The sequence below is a fragment of the Neobacillus sp. SM06 genome, assembly GCF_050496765.1.
In the GTDB taxonomy this organism is placed as follows: Bacteria; Bacillota; Bacilli; order Bacillales; family Cytobacillaceae; genus JAEVLT01.
Genome location: NZ_JBNWEO010000007.1, coordinates 262,146 through 281,423, shown reverse-complemented (window position 1 = coordinate 281,423; position 19,278 = coordinate 262,146). Strand labels below are relative to the sequence as shown.

At 42.8% G+C, this 19,278-nt stretch carries 17 protein-coding genes; 14 read left to right on the top strand and 3 right to left on the bottom strand.

What is annotated here, in order from left to right; all coding sequences use genetic code 11:
- The first annotated feature begins 61 nt into the window (after window positions 1-61).
- On the top strand, window positions 62-907 hold the full coding sequence (locus ACQYAD_RS02460; RefSeq protein ID WP_430235147.1) for an alpha/beta hydrolase fold domain-containing protein: 846 nt from the start codon (window positions 62-64) through the stop codon (window positions 905-907).
- 399 nt (window positions 908-1,306) lie between these two features.
- Here ACQYAD_RS02460 and ACQYAD_RS02455 read toward each other — a convergent pair whose 3' ends face one another.
- On the bottom strand, window positions 1,307-2,473 hold the full coding sequence (locus tag ACQYAD_RS02455; protein ID WP_430235145.1) for a pyridoxal-phosphate-dependent aminotransferase family protein: 1,167 nt from the start codon (window positions 2,471-2,473) through the stop codon (window positions 1,307-1,309).
- A gap of 187 nt (window positions 2,474-2,660) precedes the next feature.
- Here ACQYAD_RS02455 and ACQYAD_RS02450 point away from each other — a divergent pair, with 187 nt between their 5' ends.
- From ACQYAD_RS02450 to ACQYAD_RS02440, 3 genes are read left to right on the top strand one after another with little or no spacing between them, the layout of a single operon-like run.
- Window positions 2,661-3,560 carry a DMT family transporter gene (locus ACQYAD_RS02450; protein ID WP_430235143.1) on the top strand — a complete coding sequence of 300 codons (900 nt, stop codon included), beginning with the start codon at window positions 2,661-2,663 and terminating at the stop codon, window positions 3,558-3,560.
- A gap of 22 nt (window positions 3,561-3,582) precedes the next feature.
- Complete coding sequence (locus ACQYAD_RS02445; protein WP_430235142.1) at window positions 3,583-4,176, top strand: class I SAM-dependent methyltransferase; 594 nt, start codon at window positions 3,583-3,585, stop codon at window positions 4,174-4,176.
- Window positions 4,177-4,193: 17 nt separating this feature from the next.
- Window positions 4,194-5,045, top strand: a complete 852-nt coding sequence (locus tag ACQYAD_RS02440) for a hypothetical protein (protein ID WP_430235140.1) — start codon at window positions 4,194-4,196, stop codon at window positions 5,043-5,045.
- A 6-nt stretch (window positions 5,046-5,051) separates the two neighbouring features.
- Here the strand turns inward: ACQYAD_RS02440 and ACQYAD_RS02435 are convergent, their stop codons facing one another.
- Window positions 5,052-5,456, bottom strand: a complete 405-nt coding sequence (locus ACQYAD_RS02435; protein ID WP_430235138.1) for a DUF2892 domain-containing protein — start codon at window positions 5,454-5,456, stop codon at window positions 5,052-5,054.
- 177 nt (window positions 5,457-5,633) lie between these two features.
- On the opposite strand from ACQYAD_RS02435, the gene ACQYAD_RS02430 reads away from it, so the two are divergent.
- From ACQYAD_RS02430 to ACQYAD_RS02395, 8 genes are all read left to right on the top strand, one after another.
- Window positions 5,634-6,398, top strand: coding sequence for a MerR family transcriptional regulator (locus tag ACQYAD_RS02430; protein WP_430235136.1), 765 nt, complete (start codon window positions 5,634-5,636; stop codon window positions 6,396-6,398).
- 103 nt (window positions 6,399-6,501) lie between these two features.
- Window positions 6,502-7,356, top strand: a complete 855-nt coding sequence (locus tag ACQYAD_RS02425; RefSeq protein WP_430235134.1) for an EAL domain-containing protein — start codon at window positions 6,502-6,504, stop codon at window positions 7,354-7,356.
- 112 nt (window positions 7,357-7,468) lie between these two features.
- Window positions 7,469-8,269 carry an undecaprenyl-diphosphate phosphatase gene (gene bacA / locus ACQYAD_RS02420; protein ID WP_430235132.1) on the top strand — a complete coding sequence of 267 codons (801 nt, stop codon included), beginning with the start codon at window positions 7,469-7,471 and terminating at the stop codon, window positions 8,267-8,269.
- Window positions 8,270-8,547: 278 nt separating this feature from the next.
- The gene (locus ACQYAD_RS02415) at window positions 8,548-8,961 is read left to right on the top strand and encodes a hypothetical protein (protein ID WP_430235130.1); all 414 of its coding nucleotides are present in this window, start codon (window positions 8,548-8,550) and stop codon (window positions 8,959-8,961) included.
- On the top strand, window positions 8,958-10,235 hold the full coding sequence (locus ACQYAD_RS02410; protein WP_430235128.1) for an ammonium transporter: 1,278 nt from the start codon (window positions 8,958-8,960) through the stop codon (window positions 10,233-10,235). The genes ACQYAD_RS02415 and ACQYAD_RS02410 overlap by 4 nt, the downstream gene beginning before the upstream one ends.
- A gap of 392 nt (window positions 10,236-10,627) precedes the next feature.
- Window positions 10,628-11,654 (top strand): IS630 family transposase gene (locus ACQYAD_RS02405; protein WP_430235185.1). Its coding sequence is split into 2 segments (ribosomal slippage): window positions 10,628-11,100 and window positions 11,099-11,654, totalling 1,029 coding nucleotides; the frame shifts between segments, so codons are not numbered across the junction.
- Window positions 11,655-12,097: 443 nt separating this feature from the next.
- The gene (locus ACQYAD_RS02400; RefSeq protein ID WP_430235126.1) at window positions 12,098-13,789 is read left to right on the top strand and encodes a methyl-accepting chemotaxis protein; all 1,692 of its coding nucleotides are present in this window, start codon (window positions 12,098-12,100) and stop codon (window positions 13,787-13,789) included.
- A gap of 1,348 nt (window positions 13,790-15,137) precedes the next feature.
- Window positions 15,138-15,803, top strand: a complete 666-nt coding sequence (locus tag ACQYAD_RS02395; RefSeq protein ID WP_430235124.1) for a histidinol-phosphatase HisJ family protein — start codon at window positions 15,138-15,140, stop codon at window positions 15,801-15,803.
- An 86-nt stretch (window positions 15,804-15,889) separates the two neighbouring features.
- Here the strand turns inward: ACQYAD_RS02395 and ACQYAD_RS02390 are convergent, their stop codons facing one another.
- On the bottom strand, window positions 15,890-17,485 hold the full coding sequence (locus ACQYAD_RS02390; RefSeq protein WP_430235122.1) for a long-chain-fatty-acid--CoA ligase: 1,596 nt from the start codon (window positions 17,483-17,485) through the stop codon (window positions 15,890-15,892).
- 167 nt (window positions 17,486-17,652) lie between these two features.
- Here ACQYAD_RS02390 and ACQYAD_RS02385 point away from each other — a divergent pair, with 167 nt between their 5' ends.
- Together ACQYAD_RS02385 and ACQYAD_RS02380 are read left to right on the top strand one after the other, a co-directional pair.
- The gene (locus ACQYAD_RS02385) at window positions 17,653-18,723 is read left to right on the top strand and encodes a DUF2157 domain-containing protein (RefSeq protein ID WP_430235120.1); all 1,071 of its coding nucleotides are present in this window, start codon (window positions 17,653-17,655) and stop codon (window positions 18,721-18,723) included.
- Window positions 18,716-19,243, top strand: a complete 528-nt coding sequence (locus tag ACQYAD_RS02380; protein ID WP_430235118.1) for a GDYXXLXY domain-containing protein — start codon at window positions 18,716-18,718, stop codon at window positions 19,241-19,243. The genes ACQYAD_RS02385 and ACQYAD_RS02380 overlap by 8 nt, the downstream gene beginning before the upstream one ends.
- Window positions 19,244-19,278: the final 35 nt, after the last annotated feature.

Here is a 19,278-nt window from a genome sequence, read left to right as displayed (position 1 = left end):
TCAAGTTGTGGATCGGTTGCGAGCCCAACAAGAGGTGGAAAAATAGTAAGCAGGTGCGGGAATGAAGCTAAAGACAGGTATTGGGCTTGCCCTTTGCATTGTACTAATTGCAGCGGGAATCTCTTTTTGGCTGCAAAAGAATCAGCAAATCGATAAGATTGAAAATATTCAATATGGAGACAAACTGGAACAGAAACTCGATATTTATATGCCTCAAAGGATTCCAATAGGGAAAAAACTGCCGGTGATCCTTTATGTTCATGGCGGGGGATGGACAGGGGGAAATAAGGAAAATGTCGCAGAAAAGCCGAATTTTTTTATAAAAAAGGGCTATGTCTTCATTTCCATCAACCATCGTCTCTCGCCAAAAGCTACATATGAGGAAATGGCAAGCGATGTGGCTCTTGCGATAAAATGGGTGGACAGCCATGCGGGTGAGTATCAACTCGATCGTCGCAAGATCAATTTGATGGGGCATTCTGCCGGCGGCCACTTGATCATGTTGGTTGGCACCAACCCAAAGTATTTGCAAAAGGCTGGGCTGTCGCCCCAATCAATCCACTCGATTGTCAATTTGGAGGGACCTGTTGATCTGGTTGAATTCATTCAGTGGCTGGGGAGTTATAAAAAAGTATTCGGAGCGGATCCAAAGGTGTGGAAGCAAGCATCTCCTTTAGCGTATGCGGCTGAAAAAAATCTCCCGCCGATGCTGCTGGTCACAAGGAGAGCGGCTTCAGTTGCCGGTTTTGTGAAGAGAACACAGCTGGCGGGTAACCGGGTGGAAGTCTTTGAAAGCAAAACCCTTACCCACAGCGAAGTGACAAAGCTGCTGGGGGACAGCCATGCCTCGGGTGAAGCGAAGGAGATGACGTCTGCTGTGGAGACCTTTTTAAAAGACAAAAATTAGGTAGAATGGTTGATGCCAAGACCCGTCAACCGGAAAAAAAGGGAGGAAAGGTCGTTGATCGCCTGCCTCAACGCCCATCAACCGGAAAAAAAGGGTGTAGCGGTCGATAAGCACCTGCCTCAACGCCCGTCAACCGGAAAAAAAGGGTGAAGCGGTCGCTGAGCGCCATCGTTTCCCGTCAAATAAAAAGAAACCAGCAACTGTGAGTTCAGATCGAGTGCTATGTATAATAATGGAGTCACCATGAAAAAGAAAAAAGCACGGTTTGACCATAGGAGCCAAACCGCGCTGCGTCAAACAGTTACGCTCGAACCTAAGTCAGCTAGCCAAACTGCGCTGCGTCAAACAGTTACGCTTGAACGTAAGCCACGGCTACGCACGCTTGAACGTAAGCCACAGTTACGCTTGAACGTAAGTCAGCTCGCGAAACCGAGCTGCTGCTTCAGAAGGGTCGACGGATAACCCCATTTCATTCAGCGTTTCCCCAATTAAGACAATTGCTTTTTCAAGCATTTCTTCTGTTGCATTGCCCATGTGGCCGATGCGGAACGCTTTGCCTGCCAAGTGGGCAAGCGCGCCTGCGACAATCACGCCTTTTTCAGCTAACGCCGAACGAAACACTGAATCGTTTACCCCCTCAGGGTAGAGAATACAGCTTAACGTCCAGGCCGCATCGCTTTCTTCAGCCAGCGCGCGCATACCGTAGATGGCCAACGCGCCTCTGACTGCTTTGCCCAGTGCCTTGTGCCGCTTGTGCCGCTGCTCCATGCCTTCTTCCAAAACAAGCCTCATACCTTCATCATAGGCATAAATGAGGTTAACTGGCGGTGTGGCAAAATATTTTCCCGGGTCATGCATAATCGGAAGCCAATTGTAAATATCGCAATAGTAAGCAGGCACCCGTTCGATTTGCTTGCGGACTTCGAGGGCAGATTGGTTAAACGCGACAATGGCCAAACCTGGAGGAACGCCGATCGCTTTTTGTGAACCGGTTAAAACAATATCAATTTTCGCTTCCGGACTGCCATAGGTTTTGCTCATATCTTCTTCCATTGCCGCTGTTGCACAAACCCCGTCAAGGATGACAAGTGCACCGTGTTTTTTGATGATCGGAATAAGCGCTTCCAAATTGGCCGATACACCAGTCGAAGTGTCGGCATGGGTGATGGTGACCGCCTTGAAGGAACCATCAGCAAGCGTTTTCTCGACATCTTCCGGGTTCACTCGTTTTCCCCATTCAGATTGAATACAATCGACTTCGATTCCATAGGCTTCCGCCAATTTGCTAAATCGATCGCCAAAGTACCCTTGGCTGATGACCAACATTTTTTCCCTAGCCTGGACCGTATTGACAACAGCCATCTCCATTGCCAATGTGCCTGAACCGCTGATGACAAACACTTCACCGTCTGTTTTCAGCATTTCTTTTGTTTTTTCAATTGCACTGCGATAAATGGCGACAAACCGTGGATCGGTATGGCTCCGTGTTTCGGATGCAAGCGCATCGTAAATCGAATCGACAACCGGCGTCGGCCCGGGGATAAGCAGCATTTCCTTGTTCCGCATCTGTGCTTCCTCCTTATAAGAATCATAAAATTTATCTATAAACCTATTACTACTTCTATTTCGGATGCCTAAAAACCTGCTTTTTCAATCGAGCATTTCGGATAAATTCAAAGTGGCACCAGATCATGTATAATACAAATAAAAGGCGAATGGTGAGTAGCTAAAAAAATGGGGGAGCTGGGACAAGGTGAAAGGAAAGCTGAAACTGGTTACAGCGATGTTGATTTTTGGCAGCATCGGCGTGTTTGTGAAAAATGTAGATTTGCCTTCTAGCGGGATTGCGTTTTTGAGAGGAATGATCGGCAGTTTGTTCCTATTGATCGTCAGCGTCTTCCTGAAGCAGAAGAAGACATCTTGGGAGTCGCTGAAGAAAAATGGCTGGCTGCTGCTGCTTTCCGGAGCAGCGATTGGCTTTAACTGGATTTTTTTGTTTCAAGCCTATAAATATACAACTGTTTCCAATGCGACGTTAAGCTATTATTTTGCCCCGGTGTTTGTCATGATGTTAGCGCCGTTTGTGTTAAAAGAAAAACTGACGCCCGTCAAAGTGGGCAGCATTCTTACCGCGATGATCGGTTTGTTTCTTGTTGTCAACCTAAACAAAAGCGGAGCGGCCGGAGGAACCTACAACCATGCCATCGGGATTCTCTACGGCCTATCGGCTGCGGCCCTGTATGCCAGCGCCATTTTAATGAATAAATTTATTAAAAATCTTTCCGGATTTGAGACAACATTGATTCAATTACTGGTTGCCTCGCTCGTGTTGCTGCCGTACACTTTTTTCAAAGATCATTTGAATTTATCCGGCATATCCGCCCAGTCGGTTACTTTTATCGTTATGCTTGGAATCATTCATACGGGTGTTGCGTACTTTTTCTACTTTACTTCATTAAAGGAATTGAAGGGGCAGACGATCGCTGTACTCAGTTACATCGATCCGATTTCAGCGGTGTTGATTGCGGCTGTTTTTCTTGGCGAAAGTATGAGTCCACTGCAAATGATTGGCGGGGCTTTGATTCTTGGTTCTACCTTTGTAAGCGAACGAATCGACATGAACGCCGAGATGCTATCAGAAAACAAGGTTTAGACAGATTGGAACGGGAATGCATATGAAGGAATATTTTTATGAAAAATTGTTAAACATCAAGACGAGTGAGGAACAGCAAGGCTTTTATCCCTCTTTCCATTACCACCGCTACGAGCCGACTCCGTATTGTGCCCTTGAGGAATTGATGGCAAAGTACGAGTTAAGAGACAGCGACCGCATCGTCGATTTTGGCTCTGGAAAAGGGCGGCTCAATTTCTTTTTTCATTATGTTTCAGGTGCCGCGGCGATCGGCGTCGAAATGAATGAAATGCTTTACCAAAAGGCGCTTGATAATTTGAAACGGTACTGTAAAAAGACGAAGAAGATCGAATTTTTTTATGGTAAAGCAGAAGAGTATCCGTTTGACCCCCGGGACAATCGCTTTTATTTTTTTAATCCGTTTTCCGTTGAAATTTTTCGCACAGTCGTCAACAATTTGCTGCTTTCGTTTGAAAAATCACCAAGGGAGATGGAACTCATTTTGTATTACCCGGCAGATGAGTATGTTTATTTTTTGGAAAAATACTCACCATTTGAATTGAAGCTGGAAGTGGGTTTGCAAAATTTACTGAAACATGATCCATATGAACGGTTTTTAATTTACCGGTTTGGCTAACGAGTGAGGGAATGAAAATGAATGTGGCTGTATCGATTTTTCAGATGGTTTGGATGAGTTTCGTTCAATTGGTTTATTTGCTTGGTGTGCTGATTGCGTGCGGTCTTCTTTTGGGTTATCTTGAGAAGTTGTCCAATTGGCTGCTTGTTCGCGCCTTCGGACGAAAGGGTGTCATGCTGACGGCGTGGCTCGGGACTCCGGTTCATGAATTGGGGCATTTGCTGATGTGTTTTCTCTGGGGACACCGGGTAACAAGGGTGAAGCTGCTGCAATTGAACAGCCCGGATGGAGTGCTCGGCTATGTGGAACATGAATACAATCGCAACAGCCTTTACCAGCGGGTAGGGAATTTTTTTATCGGGGTGGGTCCGCTTTTTAGTGGAATTGCCGCATTGCTTCTAGGCATGTATTACTTGGTGCCGCAATCGTTCACGGCTTTTCAAACGGAGGTTCAGCAGCTTCTCATAACGGGGAACGTGAGCTTCAATGGATGGACGATTACGACAGGAGCGGCTTTGGTCATTGGCAAAAGTTTTTTTACAATGGAGAATATCATTCGGCCATCGTTTTGGCTTTTTTTGCTTGCGGCGATTAGCATATCTTCCCATATTGCTTTGAGCAGGGAAGATATGCGCAATTCAGCGAACGGCCTGGCAGCGATTTTTTTCATTTTGTTTTTGTTTAATGTGGTTGCAAAATTTTTCGGAATTCCTAGTGAGCAAGTGATTGGAAAAATTGCCGAGTACAATGCCTATGTGTTTGCATTCGCCACTGTAGCGCTCTTTTTTTCACTCTTAACCCTATGTTTGGCGTTTTTCTTCTATCAAATCAACGCGTTCCGCCGAAGACGATCAAATAGATGGGAGTAAAAAGGGTTATTTTTCCAAAAACAGTTGTTTTAAGCCGTCTTTTTCCTGATCAATTTCCTCAGCTGTCCGGATACCAAGCCTCCTGATCAGCGACAATGGGGGACACCAGCCTTGCAAGGCATGCTGGATCATAAATACACTTGCAGTTCCGGATACTAGCATCCATGCCCGATTTTTTGTCAGCCCATAAATGGAAGAGATGAGAGTAATGATTGACAAATTGGTCTCAAGCACCCGTTCAGTATCCCATTCAAAATCCAATTCTTCAAGCCGCTGTTTGATTTCCGTTTTATCCTTTTCTTTAAAAAGACGTATATTTTCCGCGATTTTCCTTTGAATTGCTTCATTGATATAATCCGGTGTATTTCCATTCACTTTGGTTGCTGTTGCTGGGAACAATTGATTGAACATGCTGATCCCTCCTTATTTTGTTCTTTCTATAGTATCAGTCAAACAGGTCAATCTTATTTAGGCAATAGCAATGACTGATTTGCGATTATCCCGGATTTTTTCCAATCAACGACATTTTTTAATTGACCTTTACGTTACGTAAAAGTGTATGGTGAAAATGGAAGGAGCTGAAGACGTATGGAATACACAGTGCAAAAACTGGCGGAGTTGGCGGGGGTCAGCGCGAGAACCATCCGGTATTATGATGAAATTGGAATTCTAAAGCCGGCTGAAATCAGTTCATCTGGTTACCGGAAGTATGGGCGCGAGGAAGTTGAAATTCTCCAGCAAATTCTTTTTTATCGCGAGCTTGGGGACAGCCTGGAAAAGATTAAACTAATCATAACTTCCCCTACTTTTGACGCACTTGCAGCACTGAAAACGCACCATGATCAGCTTCTGGAAAAAAGAAAGCAATTGGATTTATTAATTGCCAATGTTAAAAAAACGATTGCTTCAGCTGAGAGGGGAATAAAAATGACAGATCAGGAAAAATTTGAAGGCTTTAAAACGAAACTGATTGAAGAAAACGAAAAGAATTACGGAGAGGAAGTTCGTAAAAAGTTTGGTGATCAGGCGGTGGACCGCTCAAATCAAAAGATAAAGGGAATAACCCAGGAGCAATATGAAGTTGTTACGAAGTTAGCCGATGAAATTCTGGAAACCCTTTATGCCGCCTATCAAACAGGGGATCCATCCAGTGATCTTGCGCAAAAAACAGCTGATTTGCACCGACAGTGGCTAAGTTTTTATTGGGATGTTTACACGAAGGAAGCACATGTTGGAATTGTACAAATGTATGTGAGTGACGAACGGTTTAAAGACTATTATGACAAGGGCCAACCTGGAGCCGCAGAATTTTTGAGAGATGCAGTGCTGACCTATACAGGAATGAACATCTAATTCACCCGTTAAGGGTGTTTTTTTTACGAAAAATTTACAAGAAAGCTGAAAGGATTGCTTTATAATTAATTGTGGCAAATCAGACAATTTTAAAGGTGGCAAAATGAAAAAACTATTCGACTATCTTCGCTTTTTGCATGTAAATCGGGAACGGTTTTATCAGGAATACAGCCGTGAGCGGGAGCTTAAAACCTTAATGAATGCCAAAAAAATAACGACCTTTTTTCAACCGATTCTTTCACTGGGGCATGGCGCCACGATGGGTTTTGAAGTTCTCAACCGTCCTGATCGTTCACCGCATTTCCCGACAACCGAAAAGTTTTATGACTATGTAGGAAGCAGTCGGGCTGTTTTTGGAATCGAACAATTTCTGCGGAACCTTTCACTTGAACGATACTCAAGGCAAATTGAAACGTCTCCCCAATTTCAAGGAAAGTTGGTATTTTTGAATATCCAGCCGCAAGTGTTGGCCGATCCTTCTTACAGAAGCGGAAAGACGTTAGAACTTTTGGATCGTTATGGTCTATCCCCAGATCAAATTGTGTTGGAATTAACGGAAAAAGAAGCCGTTATTGATTATGAACAATTTGAAAAAATCGTTGGCCACTACCGCCGCCAAGGATTCCGGATTGCGGTAGATGACGCCGGGACGGGGTATAACAGTTTGAAAACATTAGGCTATTTAAAACCGGAGTTTATTAAAATTGATAAATCGCTGATTCGAAAGATTGAAGAACACCCGACACAGCAGCACTTGGTTGAACTGCTGCTGGAGTTTGCTTTGCAATCGGAAACCTTAGTGATTGCTGAAGGAATTGAAACCATATCAGAATTGCGGTTTTTACAAAACCTAGGAGTTCAACTTGGACAAGGCTATGCCCTTGGCCATCCTGAACAAGAGTTAGTCGAAGGAAAGCTGCCATTGTCAAAGCCGATTATTCGCAAACAGTTAAGCTGAAAAATTGTTTTGCTACAAGCGTTTAAATGATTGCATTATAGCGGCTAGGTCGGTTAGAGTAAGTAAGTATGATACCATTTTTAGGAGCTGCACGAATAAGGAGGAAGTCACATTGTTTCATTACATTACAGCCATCATTTTGGGAATGGTCGAAGGTCTGACTGAGTTTCTTCCTGTATCCTCTACAGGGCATTTAATTTTAGTAGGAGATCTTCTCAACTATACGGGGGAAGCATCGAAAACATTTGAAATTTTTATCCAACTCGGATCCATTCTTGCTGTTGTTGTTGTCTATTGGCGGCGTTTCATTGTATTGATCGAAGGAGTTTTTTCAAAAGAAAAGCGCCAAGGCTTAAATTTTATTCACGTCATTTTAGCGATGATTCCGGCGGTTGTCATTGGCTTGATTGCCCGTGATGCGATTAAAGCGTATCTTTTTTCGCCAACAACTGTATTAATTGGGCTCGTTGCCGGTGGTATTTTAATGATTGTTGCCGAAAATCGAAAAAAACCCAACCCGACCACCGATCTGGATTCATTAACCTATCGACAGGCTTTTGTGGTTGGTTTGTATCAAGTTTTAGCACTGTGGCCAGGGTTTTCTCGCTCAGGTTCAACGATTGCCGGCGGTATTCTTGCAGGGACAAGCCATCGCGTAGCTGCGGATTTTACATTTATTGTTGCGGTGCCAATGATGGTCGCAGCTTCCGGACTTGATTTGGTAAAAAGCTACAAATATTTATCGCCAAGCGATATTCCATTCTTTGGAGTCGGTTTTATTACCGCGTTTATTGTTGCCTTAGTTGTTATTAAAGTGTTCTTGAAGCTTATTTCGAAAATAAAATTGAAGCCATTTGCCTATTATCGTTTTGTCTTAGCAGTCGTTTTCCTTCTGTATATGTTAGTGAAATAGTGGAATCAAAAAAGCTCATCCGGACTGGGATGAGCTTTTTGTATGGAATGGATAAAAAAACGGAAAGAGCGTAATGGAGTCCTGTATTAGGTTAAAGGAAAACAATGGTATTTCATACAAACGGCAATAATGATTGACTTTAATGGCAAACCAATTTATAATCAGAAAATGTAACGTATATATGTAAGGAAATCTAACATAATACTTTCTGTTCTAAAGTTAACTAGTAGTCGTCTTAAAATAAACAAATAAAAGTTTACTATGTTAGGGGATGTAACATGATTGCGGTAAATGATTATTATCAAAATCCTGTTTTTTGGTTCTCTTCCAAGCAATTAATTGAGGCGTTAGAAGCAATCAAAGGCATGAAACAAAATGAGATTGACATCATTAAAGAAAAAATTAAGCAGTTTGAGCAAAAAAGAAGATCGCATGAAGTTTGGTACCAGTCACTTTCTCCGGTGCGGAAATTTTTTGCTGGTCGGCCGCCGGTTCACCACCAAGCTGTCGAATATCTCGTCAATGTCAAAGATCGATTTCAGCAAATTGAACAAATCAATCGGAAACTTGCTGAAATCAATGGATTGATCGAAAAGATTCAAGAAGAACCGGAAATGGAACGAATCGTTTTGGCAAATGATATAATCGATGAGCTTAGACGATGGGTGGATCAAGGGGGAATGACAGAATGACCATTCAAGCACTGCAATCAGGCCTAAATACCATTTGGGTTGTGCTGACGGCGGCAATGATTTTATTAATGGAGGGCGGTTTTGCTTTATTAGAGGCAGGCTTTGTCCGTTCGAAAAATAGTGTGAATATCATCATGAAAGTATTCGCTGATATTACGATTGGCACCTTAAGCTATTATGTTCTCGGGTTTGCACTCATGTATGGGGCCGACTTTCTATCTTTTATCGGTAAAAACGGCTTTTTATTAAAGGGGGATTTCTCCCATTTGGATTTGCCGGTTTCACTTGACACATTCTGGTTATTCCAGGCGGCGTTTGTCATTGCCGTTATTTCGATTGTTTCTGGTGCGGTAGCAGAAAGAATTAATTTCCGGGCATATATCCTTTATGTCGTCCTGATGACAGCTATCATTTATCCAATTGCCGGTCATTGGGTATGGGGCGGCGGTTGGTTGAGCAAATTGGGCTTTCAGGATTTCGCCGGTTCGGCTGTGATTCATGCTTTAGGTGGTTTTTCTGCGCTGGCGGCCGCAATCTTAATTGGACCAAGAAAAGGGAAATTCAATCCGGATGGAACGAGTTCAATCGCCCTGCCCAGCAACCTTCCTTTAGCATCGGTTGGCGCCTTTTTACTCTGGTTTGGCTGGTTTGGTTTTAACGCTGGAAGCACTCTGCAAGCAACGGATGTGCGGATTGGTCATATTGCGATTGTGACGATGTTGTCGGCTGCAGCAGGAGGAGCGGTCACACTGATTTACACCCTGTTCCGTTACGGTCGTTCGGATGCGCCATCTGTCATTAACGGTTCCCTTGCAGGACTTGTCGGAATTACGGCAGGCAACGCTTTTGTCAGCGACTTATCTTCCATTGTGATCGGTATTGTTTCAGGGATGTTGATGATGGCGGCAACGGACTGGTTGGAAGCGCGAAAAATTGATGACCCGGTTGGTGCGTTTCCCGTCCATGCTGTCTCAGGGGCATGGGGAACAATCGCAGTCGGTCTGTTTGCGACAAAAGACGGCTTGCTGACAGGCGGCGGCTGGCATTTGTTAGGTGTGCAGCTTCTTGGCCTGGTTGTCCTTTGTGCCTGGGGCTTTGTGTTTACATGGTTCGGACTGAAACTCATAAAGCAATGGGTGCCGATCCGCGCGACGAATGAGGAAGAGGAACTCGGCCTCGACGTCAGTTATCACGGCATTATGGCAACCCACAGCATGCCCGAATTTTTAAAAGTAGAAGAACCGATTCGCGAGAAAAACTTACAAGAAGAATAACTCATAAAAACAGAGCATTGGAGTATACTTGTGCTCTGTTTTTTGTATTCCAGATCTTAGGAAATCTCAATGGAGATGAATGTTCTTATCCGTGCGATTTTGAATTTTATCCGTTGAAATTATCAATTTATCCGTGAACTTTCCCCCTTTATCCATGGAATAAGTCCATATATCCGCGAAATATATCCGTATCTCCGTTTTTCCAAAATAGGAAATCAGACTTTTCAATGAGAGTACTTTTCGGAATCCTTTCCTTTTTTTATGAAAAAATCATTTTCTTCATTTCTATATAAATGGAATTAAAGGATTTTAAGAAAATTTGTCCAATTCTTATAGGTAAATAAAACCTTTAGGAAGGCGGACACATAATGAAAATCCTTCAAAATGAAAACATGGATTCAATTCAGGAAGTTAAAGCTTGTATGCATGGTTTAAGGGATCTACGGATGTTTAAACGTTATCAGGCTATCCTCATGCATTTAAAAGGACGGACTTATGTAGAAATCGCTGACCTTTTAGAATGTACGGAGCAAACTATATATAACTATGTTCGAGCCTATAAAACTAACGGTTTGGAGGGATTAGTTCCCGGACAATCTCCCGGACGCCCTTGTCAACTAACAGAGGAACAAGAAAAGGAACTCTATCAGTTAATTGTTGAAAAAAAGCCAGCTGCTGTTGGATTTCCCGCAGAAATGAATTGGACTTCATTTCTTGTTCGCGATTGGATTAAGCAAACATTTGACATTGTTTATACGGACCGGGGTGTAAGGAGATTGTTGACTCGTTTGGGATTTAGTTACACAAAACCAACGTATACCCTAGCAAAGGCTGACCCCGAGAAACAGGAAGCGTTCAAACAAGAATTTGAAACGATTAAAAAAAATGATGAATGACGAAATTGATCGAATTCTGTTTCAAGATGAATCCATGATCAGGGACTACCAAGCTTTAGCCAATACATGGTTTCCTAAAGGGCAACAAAAAGTGATACCTACTTATGGAAAACATCACGGGGTTAAATTAATTGGTACCCTCGATTACGAAACAGGCGAAGTGTTTGTCACAGAAGAAGAACACTATGATGCTCAAGTTTTCCTATCTTTTCTTGAAAAAGTTGTAGTCAGATACAAGGGTGAGAAGATTGTAATGATACTGGATAATGCTAGAATCCACCACTCGAAACTGATTCAACCTTTTCTCGAAGCCCATAAAGATCATCTGCAACTTGTTTTTCTCCCACCATACAGCCCAGAGTTAAACCTAATTGAAGGACTGTGGGGATGGTTAAAAAAATCAATTATTTATAATGTTTTTTATAAAACGGTAGAAGAAATTAGAGTGGCTGTCCAGACATTCATTACACAAATCAATAAAGACCCTATGAAAATCGTTAATCGTCTATGTCTTAAGCTTTAACTATTGACTCAATTACACCTTTAGCCAGATTGCCAGGATCGGATTGAGCAATAAATAGCCTAAAACGATATTCGACAAACTCCGATGATTGCAGGTATATTGTGCTTAAATTTTGTAGAATATTGTCATTAATCTAGGAAATCGTTACAGAACCAAATTGTTTAGTTCCATATATATAGCAAAAAAATCCTAGTTTGAAAGAACGAAATTCATAAAATTTTTCCTTTATTTTCATTAAGTGATCCTTTACACTTATTTTGCAGGGGCATATCATCTAAGGTGAAAGCGGTACCTATCATTTGCTCTATGAAATGGACAAATTTAGTGCAAAATAAAAACAAACAGCCTAGAACAGCCAGTTTGTCGAATAGTACATACTTACAAATAACTATTCCCAAATAGCGGGATAGTTTTTTTATTTAAAAGGTCATGGAGGGAAAAGTATGAAGTTGACGATTGGAAAAAAATTATATGCCGGTTTTTTGTCCATTGTTTTACTGCTTGGCGTTATTTCGGGGATAAGTTTTGTACAAATTTCGTCAGTGGATGGCATATATAATCAGTTGTTAAAAGACCGAGTACAAAAAATGCTGATTATTAAAGACATGGTCAGTGCCATGCAGAAGCAGCAGGCGGCATCAAGAGGATTTTTAGTAATGGCGACGGATAAGGAAATGCAAAGTTATTATCAGGCGAAACAGCAGTACGATGAAATCAGCAAATCGCTGGAACCGCTGATTAAACAGGCAGAAGACCGAGCGATGTTCAATGAACTGCAGAGCATTGCAGAGAAATATGATCAGGCAAGCCAGCAAGTATTTCGCTTAAGAAAAATCAACGACCCAAGATACCAAGATGAAATGAACACAAAAATGGCACCGCAAACGGAAGCATATAGTAAAAAATCGCAAGAATTCGTCCAACGCCAACAACAAAAGCTTGACCAAGAAATTCAAAATACGTCAAAAACGGTTATGTGGGTAAAAATTATCATTTTAGCAGTTTCCATTGTTTCTTTAGCCATTGCAGTAACGATTGCTTTTAGCATTGGCAAAGCAATTACCAGACCAGTAAAAGCGGTGAATGCCCAGCTCAAAGAGATTGCAGAGGGAGAGGCCGATTTAACGAAAAAAATCGCGGTAAAGTCCAAGGATGAAATGGGAGAATTAGCTGAGAATTTTAATAAAATGCTTGCAAATCTTCGTACATTGATTCAGCATGTAGCGATCACGACAGACCAGGTTGCAGCATCGTCCGAACAATTGACGGCAAGCGCCGATCAAACCTCAAAGGCTACCGAATCAATCGCTTCATCGATTCAAGAAGTAGCAGTAGGCTCGGAAAAACAAGTTACGAGTATGGAAGAAAGTTCGAAATTGATTAACCGGATGGCTCAAGGAATTCAGTTGGTCGCAAACAATGCGCAAAATATGACCGACTCAATGGTTCAGACAAATACGATTGCGGCAAATGGAATTGTCTCTGTTGAAAAAGCCGTGAAGCAAATGAGCGAAATCCATAGCAATGTCGAAAAATTAAGTGGGGTTATCCAAGGTCTTGGCGAAGGTTCAAAGGAAATTGGACAAATTGTCGAGGTGATCTCCGGTATTGCCGCACAAACGAATTTGTTGGCATTAAATGCTGCGATTGAAGCAGCAAGAGCTGGTGATCAAGGCCGGGGATTTGCCGTTGTCGCCGATGAGGTGCGCAAGCTGGCAGAGCAGTCTGCTTCATCTGCGCTGCAAATAGCAGAAATGATCAAAACGATCCAAATGGAGACTGAAAAAGCAGTCGAATCAATGCACTTTACGTTTGCAAAAGTAAATGATGGGATTGAAGTGGTGAACCAGGCCGGAACATCGTTTGGAACAATCAATCAATCGATGAACCATGTTGCCGGACAAATGGAAGAAGTGACTTCATCTGTGCAACAAATGGCAGCTGGGGCAGAACAAATTGTCCAAGCCATTGAAAATGTACGAGGAATTTCTGAGGAAGCAGCTTCCGGCACGCAAAATATTTCCGCTGCGGCGGAGGAACAATTAGCTACCATGGAGGAAATTGCTTCATCATCTAAATCATTGGCCGACCAGGCAGAAAACCTGCAAACGCTGATTAGCCGATTCAAAGTATAAAAAGGGCGCCGACCTTCTTTTATGGAGATCGGCGTCTTTTTGGCTAATTTATATCTATAAATTCTGAACGCACGACGTGCAGGATAAGGAATTCTTCGGCAGCTTCATCATGGCACGAAGGAAAAGTTCCAGCTTTTTCGAGGATGCCCTAGTCAGGAGAAAGGCACAAGACGTGCGCACTACTGGCTTCCTTAATGCCCGATTCTCGTATTTTTCAGGGTAAAATGGTCATTACTGTCTTTCCGAATGCCCGATTCTCGTATTTTTCAGGGTGAAAGGGTCACTACTGGCTTCCTTAATGCCCGCATCTCCTAATTTTCAGGCCTAAGCGGTCATTACTAGCTCCCATAATGCCCGCATCTCCAATTTTTCAGACCGAAGCGGTCATTACTAGCTTCCGTAATGCCCGCATCTCCAATTTTTCAGGCCTAACCGGTCATTACTAGCTTCCTTAATGCCCGATTCTCGTATTTTTCAGGGTAAACCGGTCATTACTAGCTTCCGTAATGCCCGCATCTCCAATTTTTCAGGCCTAAGCGGTCATTACTAGCTTCCGTAATGCCCGCATCTCCAATTTTTCAGGCCTAAGCGGTCATTACTAGCTCCCGTAATGCCCGCATCTCCAATTTTTCAGGCCTAAGCGGTCATTACTAGCTCCCATAATGCCCGTATCTCCAATTTTTCAGGCCTAAGCGGTCATTACTAGCTCCCGTAATGCCCAATTCTCCTAATTTTCGGGGCGAAATGGTCATTACTAGCTCCCATAATGCCCAATTCTCCTAATTTTCAGGGTAAAATGGTCATTACTAGCTCCCGTAATGCCCGCATCTCCAATTTTTCAGGCCTAACCGGTCATTACTAGCTTCCCTAATGCCCGATTCTCGTATTTTTCAGGGTAAACCGGTCATTACTAGCTCCCGTAATGCCCGCATCTCCTAATTTTCGGGGCGAAATGGTCATTACTAGCTCCTGTAATGCCCGCTACTCCAATTTTTCAGACCGAAGCGGTCATTACTAGCTTCCGTAATGCCCGCATCTCCAATTTTTCAGGCGAAAGCGGTCATTACTAGCTCCCATAATGCCCGCATCTCCAATTTTTCAGGCCTAAGCGGTCATTACTAGCTTCCGTAATGCCCGATTCTCGTATTTTTCAGGGTAAACCGGTCATTACTAGCTTCCGTAATGCCCGCATCTCCAATTTTTCAGGGTAAACCGGTCATTACTAGCTCCCGTAATGCCCGCATCTCCAATTTTTCAGGCCTAACCGGTCATTACTAGCTCCCGTAATGCCCGATTCTCTTATTTTTCAACGATTGGTAGAAAACAACGCCTCTGGCTCGAACAAGTCATGACGGAATCGATGCATGATTTTGTTAAAGCTATTAATGAAGCAAAGCCGCGTTGGTCTGCTGAAGGCGTGACCCTTCGATTAGGAATGGAAGCAGACTATTTTCCAGGTAGTGAGCAGATGCTGAAGGAATTAGTGGGAATATATGAATGGGATTATGTGATTGGCTCTGTTCACTATATTTATGGATGGGGATTTGATAATCCAGACACACAAGATCATTTCGAAAATTATAATCTGGAGAATTTATATAGAGATTTTTTCATGATGGTGGAAAAGGCCATTCGCAGCAACATCTTTCAGTTTGTTGCGCATTTAGATAATTTAAAAGTTTTTAATTATCGTCCCGATGAGCGCCTGTTGCTTCCTTACTACGAAAATATTGCTAAAGCCCTTGTCGAAACTGACACGGCGACAGAAATTAACGCAGGCCTTTACTATCGCTATCCAGTTCAGGAAATGTGTCCAAGTCCTACCTTTTTGGATGTGCTAATTAAAGCTGGCGTTCCGCTGACTACCTCGTCTGACTCCCATTTCCCGGATGATATCGGAGCTTTTATTGATGTAAATACAAGAACCCTGTTGGAAAAAGGAGTAACGGAGATTGCCACCTTTCAAAAGAAGAAGCGGATTATGAAACCAATAAAGGACAGTCATCCATTCTAGTAATGGGTGACTGTCCTTTACAGATACGTGATTAAATATGCTTGCAAAGTGTAGTTAGTAGAGAGCAGAATAGTAAAAAATGAGGTTTAGTTAACAAATCTTCCAGCTTCACGCCCGTTGTTTTCCCAGTATTCATTCCGCAAATGAACTTTTTGGATTTTTCCGGAAGCGGTTTTCGGCAATTCTTTCACAAACGCCACGCTTGTGATGGCTTTAAAATGGGCCAATTTTTCCTTGGAAAACGCGATGAGTTCTTGTTCAGTCACGTTGTGGCCATCCCTTAAAACCACATAGGCGTGCGGGGTTTCTCCCCACTTTTCATGCGGTACGGCAATTACTGCGGCTTCCAGTACGGAAGGATGTTCGTATAACACACCTTCGACCTCAATGGATGAGATATTTTCGCCGCCGCTGATAATGATATCTTTCTTGCGGTCAACAATATCAATATGTCCAAACGCATCAACGGTCGCCATATCCCCTGTATGTAGGTAGCCGTTGCGAATGGCTTCCATCGTCGCTTGTTCATTTTTCCAATAGCCTTTCATCACACCGTGGCTGCGTGTGACAACCTCGCCGATTTCTGTGCCGTCGTGGGCAACTTCCTCTCCATGCTCATTGACTACTTTGACTTCACAGCCGATCATCGAATAGCCGGCTTTTGCTTTGATCCGGTATTGCTGCTCGAACGGCAAATCTTTCAGATGCGAACGAATCGTTGAAATCGTGCTTAGCGGGGAAGATTCTGTCATCCCATATACTTGAATAAACTCCCAGCCGAGCTCTTGTTCAACCCTTGTGACAAAAGCAGGCGGCGGGGCAGAACCAGCAATGACAACCCTTACATTTTGTTCGATCTGAGGAGCATTCTTCTCGTAAAACTGCATGAGTGAATTCAAGACAGTTGGTGCCATATGCATGATACTGACTTTATGGCGCTCCAAAGCCTGAAAAATAGTTTCCGGGGAAGCCTTTCTTAAGCAAACTTGGGATGTACCGTTTGCTGTATAGTAGAATGGCGAACCCCAGCCATTGACATGAAACATCGGCAGAACATGGAGCAGAACATCTTCATCCGTGATGCGTAAATGATGCATCGATGAAAGGGCATGCAAGTAATTGTTTCGGTGGGTAAGCATCACACCCTTTGGATCCCCGGTTGTGCCGCTTGTATACAAAAGTGTACAGACATCATCTTCATCAAGAACTTCCCGGTTAAAAGCTTCGCTGCTGTGCCGTAAGAGCCATTCATCATAATCAGTCTCTTCTGTTAGCAAGTCTTTATAATGAACAACAATTTTTTCGACCGTCTGCAACTGATTTTTTATCGGCACAATTAAGTGATACAGGTCTTGGTCGACAAACAGAACCCTTGCTTCGCTATGGTTTAAAATAAACAAATAATCTTCGGGTTTTAAGCGAATATTTAACGGAACAATGATTCCGCCAAGTTGAAAAACGCCGTAAAAGCCCTCAAGCATTTCAACTGTATTGGGTGCGAGATAGGCAACCCGGTCGCCTTTTTGAATGCCAAGACGTTTCAAACCGTGTGATAAGCGGTTTACACGATCATTTAATTGTTCGTATGTAAACGCGCGATCATCACAGTAAATGGCTTCCTTTGTCCCATAAAGCGAAACGGCTCTGTCTAAAAAGTGTGTAAGGACTAATGGTACATTCATTTGGTTTCCTCCCAAGAGATAATTTCAGAATTGAGTAAATTTTACCACAGTTACAGAACTGTTAGTGTCGAAAAATGTCTGTTATACAACAAAAAATACTCTGACATTTCAAACATTTAAAAAGGAATTCTTGATAAAATAAAGTGAAGGGAGAGGGGAGTGGGGGTTTGGTCAGAAAAATTAAAAATCATGAGTTGGAGCTGCTGAAACGGGAACTTTATTTTCTAGAGACAAATGGAACAATCACAAGCAGTAAAGTAAATGAGATTGTCAGCCTATATGAAGCAGAAGAACGATTTTCTTTTACCAAAACGCTTTTGTATGTCGGTTCGATTTTGGTCGGTGCCGGAATTTTAAGTTTTATTGCCAGCAATTGGGCGGATATTGGAAAAACAGTGAAGGTTTTATTGATCTTACTGGTATACATTGGCTCGATTTTTGCAGGTTTTAAACTCGAACAGCATTATCCGAAAACATCCAAAAGCTTGTATTATCTTGCGGTGATCGTTTTCGGAGCCGGAATTTTTCTTGTTGGCCAAATGTTTCACTTTGGTGGCGATTTTCAAAATGCTTTTTTGTGGTGGTCGCTTGGAATTCTGCCGCTTGCCTGGGTGCTTAAGGATAAACGAATTCTGCTTGCAGCAGCGTTATTTGCCTTGATCTATTTGTTCAACAGCACGTATTTGAGCGGGGCGGTGATTCCGTATTGGATTCTTCTCTGGATAGCGGCTATTTATGTTTTGAATGAACGAATAGGCTATTCTAGGCTTACTGGCTTTGTGTCGGGTATGTTGATGTTGACGTTTATTGGAACAGTCATGAGCTATATGATTGGAGACAATGCAGCAGATGGGTATGTCTACGGGATTGTTTATTTGCTAATTGGCGTTTTTCTGGCGATTGGCAATGCGAAATTTCGGCAGGCAACGATTTTTCTTGGCCACTTAACCCATGGCGGAGCAGCATTGATGCTCTCGTTTCAGGATCGTTGGCCATTTGATTGGCTTTACCTTCCATTTTCGCTCCTGTACCTTTTGTTTGTCCTGTTTTTAATCAAAAAAGGAAGCCTGCTCAATATTGTTATTTTATGTGTACTGATTTTCCGTTTCTACCTGGATATTTCGTTTGCTTTTTTGCCAAAATCGTTTGTTTTTATTTTCGGAGGCCTGCTTTTGTTAGGATTTGGCTTTTATTTTGAAAAACAACGGAAAAAGGCAGGGGGTGGAGGGAATGAGTAAGCGAGCAAAGCAGTTGATTCTTGCAAGTGCCGTCCCTATTCTCGTCTTGCTGGGCATGGCGGTTCTTCCTCTATACACGCTGTTAAATGGAGTAGAGATTATGCTGCAAACAAGGCCGGTTGATCCGTCAGATCCATTTCGTGGTGACTATGTGAACCTTAGCTATCAAGCCGAACAAGTGCCAAAGGAGCTTGTCGAAGCCGATGTTGTAAGGAAAGTAGAGCACGGTTCAGGTCAAGTTCCGGTTTATGTTCTTTTGGAAAAAAAGAACGGTGTTCATGTTCCGGTAAACGTTTCGCTGAAGAAACCTGCATCTGGAATCTATTTAAAGGGCAGGCTGGACTACATAAGTCCAAGTGAAAACCAGAAAGTTGTTGCGTATATTCAGTATAGCCTTGATAAATACTTTGTTGAAGATGACACTGGCCGTAATTGGGAAGATGCGGCGTCAAAAGGCGGCTTGTTGGCAAAAGTTAAAGTATTCAACGGGTATGCCTACCTAACAGATATTGTAAAATAGGGAAAAAGGGGGACGGTGCTTATGTTTTTTACCCG

Coding starts and splice junctions, on each gene's coding strand:
- ACQYAD_RS02460 (WP_430235147.1), top strand. CDS start 62: ATGAAGCTAAAGACAGGTATTGGGCTTGCCCTTTGCATTGTACTAATT.
- ACQYAD_RS02455 (WP_430235145.1), bottom strand. CDS start 2,473: ATGCGGAACAAGGAAATGCTGCTTATCCCCGGGCCGACGCCGGTTGTC.
- ACQYAD_RS02445 (WP_430235142.1), top strand. CDS start 3,583: ATGAAGGAATATTTTTATGAAAAATTGTTAAACATCAAGACGAGTGAG.
- ACQYAD_RS02440 (WP_430235140.1), top strand. CDS start 4,194: ATGAATGTGGCTGTATCGATTTTTCAGATGGTTTGGATGAGTTTCGTT.
- ACQYAD_RS02435 (WP_430235138.1), bottom strand. CDS start 5,456: ATGTTCAATCAATTGTTCCCAGCAACAGCAACCAAAGTGAATGGAAAT.
- ACQYAD_RS02430 (WP_430235136.1), top strand. CDS start 5,634: ATGGAATACACAGTGCAAAAACTGGCGGAGTTGGCGGGGGTCAGCGCG.
- ACQYAD_RS02425 (WP_430235134.1), top strand. CDS start 6,502: ATGAAAAAACTATTCGACTATCTTCGCTTTTTGCATGTAAATCGGGAA.
- ACQYAD_RS02415 (WP_430235130.1), top strand. CDS start 8,548: ATGATTGCGGTAAATGATTATTATCAAAATCCTGTTTTTTGGTTCTCT.
- ACQYAD_RS02410 (WP_430235128.1), top strand. CDS start 8,958: ATGACCATTCAAGCACTGCAATCAGGCCTAAATACCATTTGGGTTGTG.
- ACQYAD_RS02400 (WP_430235126.1), top strand. CDS start 12,098: ATGAAGTTGACGATTGGAAAAAAATTATATGCCGGTTTTTTGTCCATT.
- ACQYAD_RS02395 (WP_430235124.1), top strand. CDS start 15,138: ATGACGGAATCGATGCATGATTTTGTTAAAGCTATTAATGAAGCAAAG.
- ACQYAD_RS02390 (WP_430235122.1), bottom strand. CDS start 17,485: ATGAATGTACCATTAGTCCTTACACACTTTTTAGACAGAGCCGTTTCG.
- ACQYAD_RS02380 (WP_430235118.1), top strand. CDS start 18,716: ATGAGTAAGCGAGCAAAGCAGTTGATTCTTGCAAGTGCCGTCCCTATT.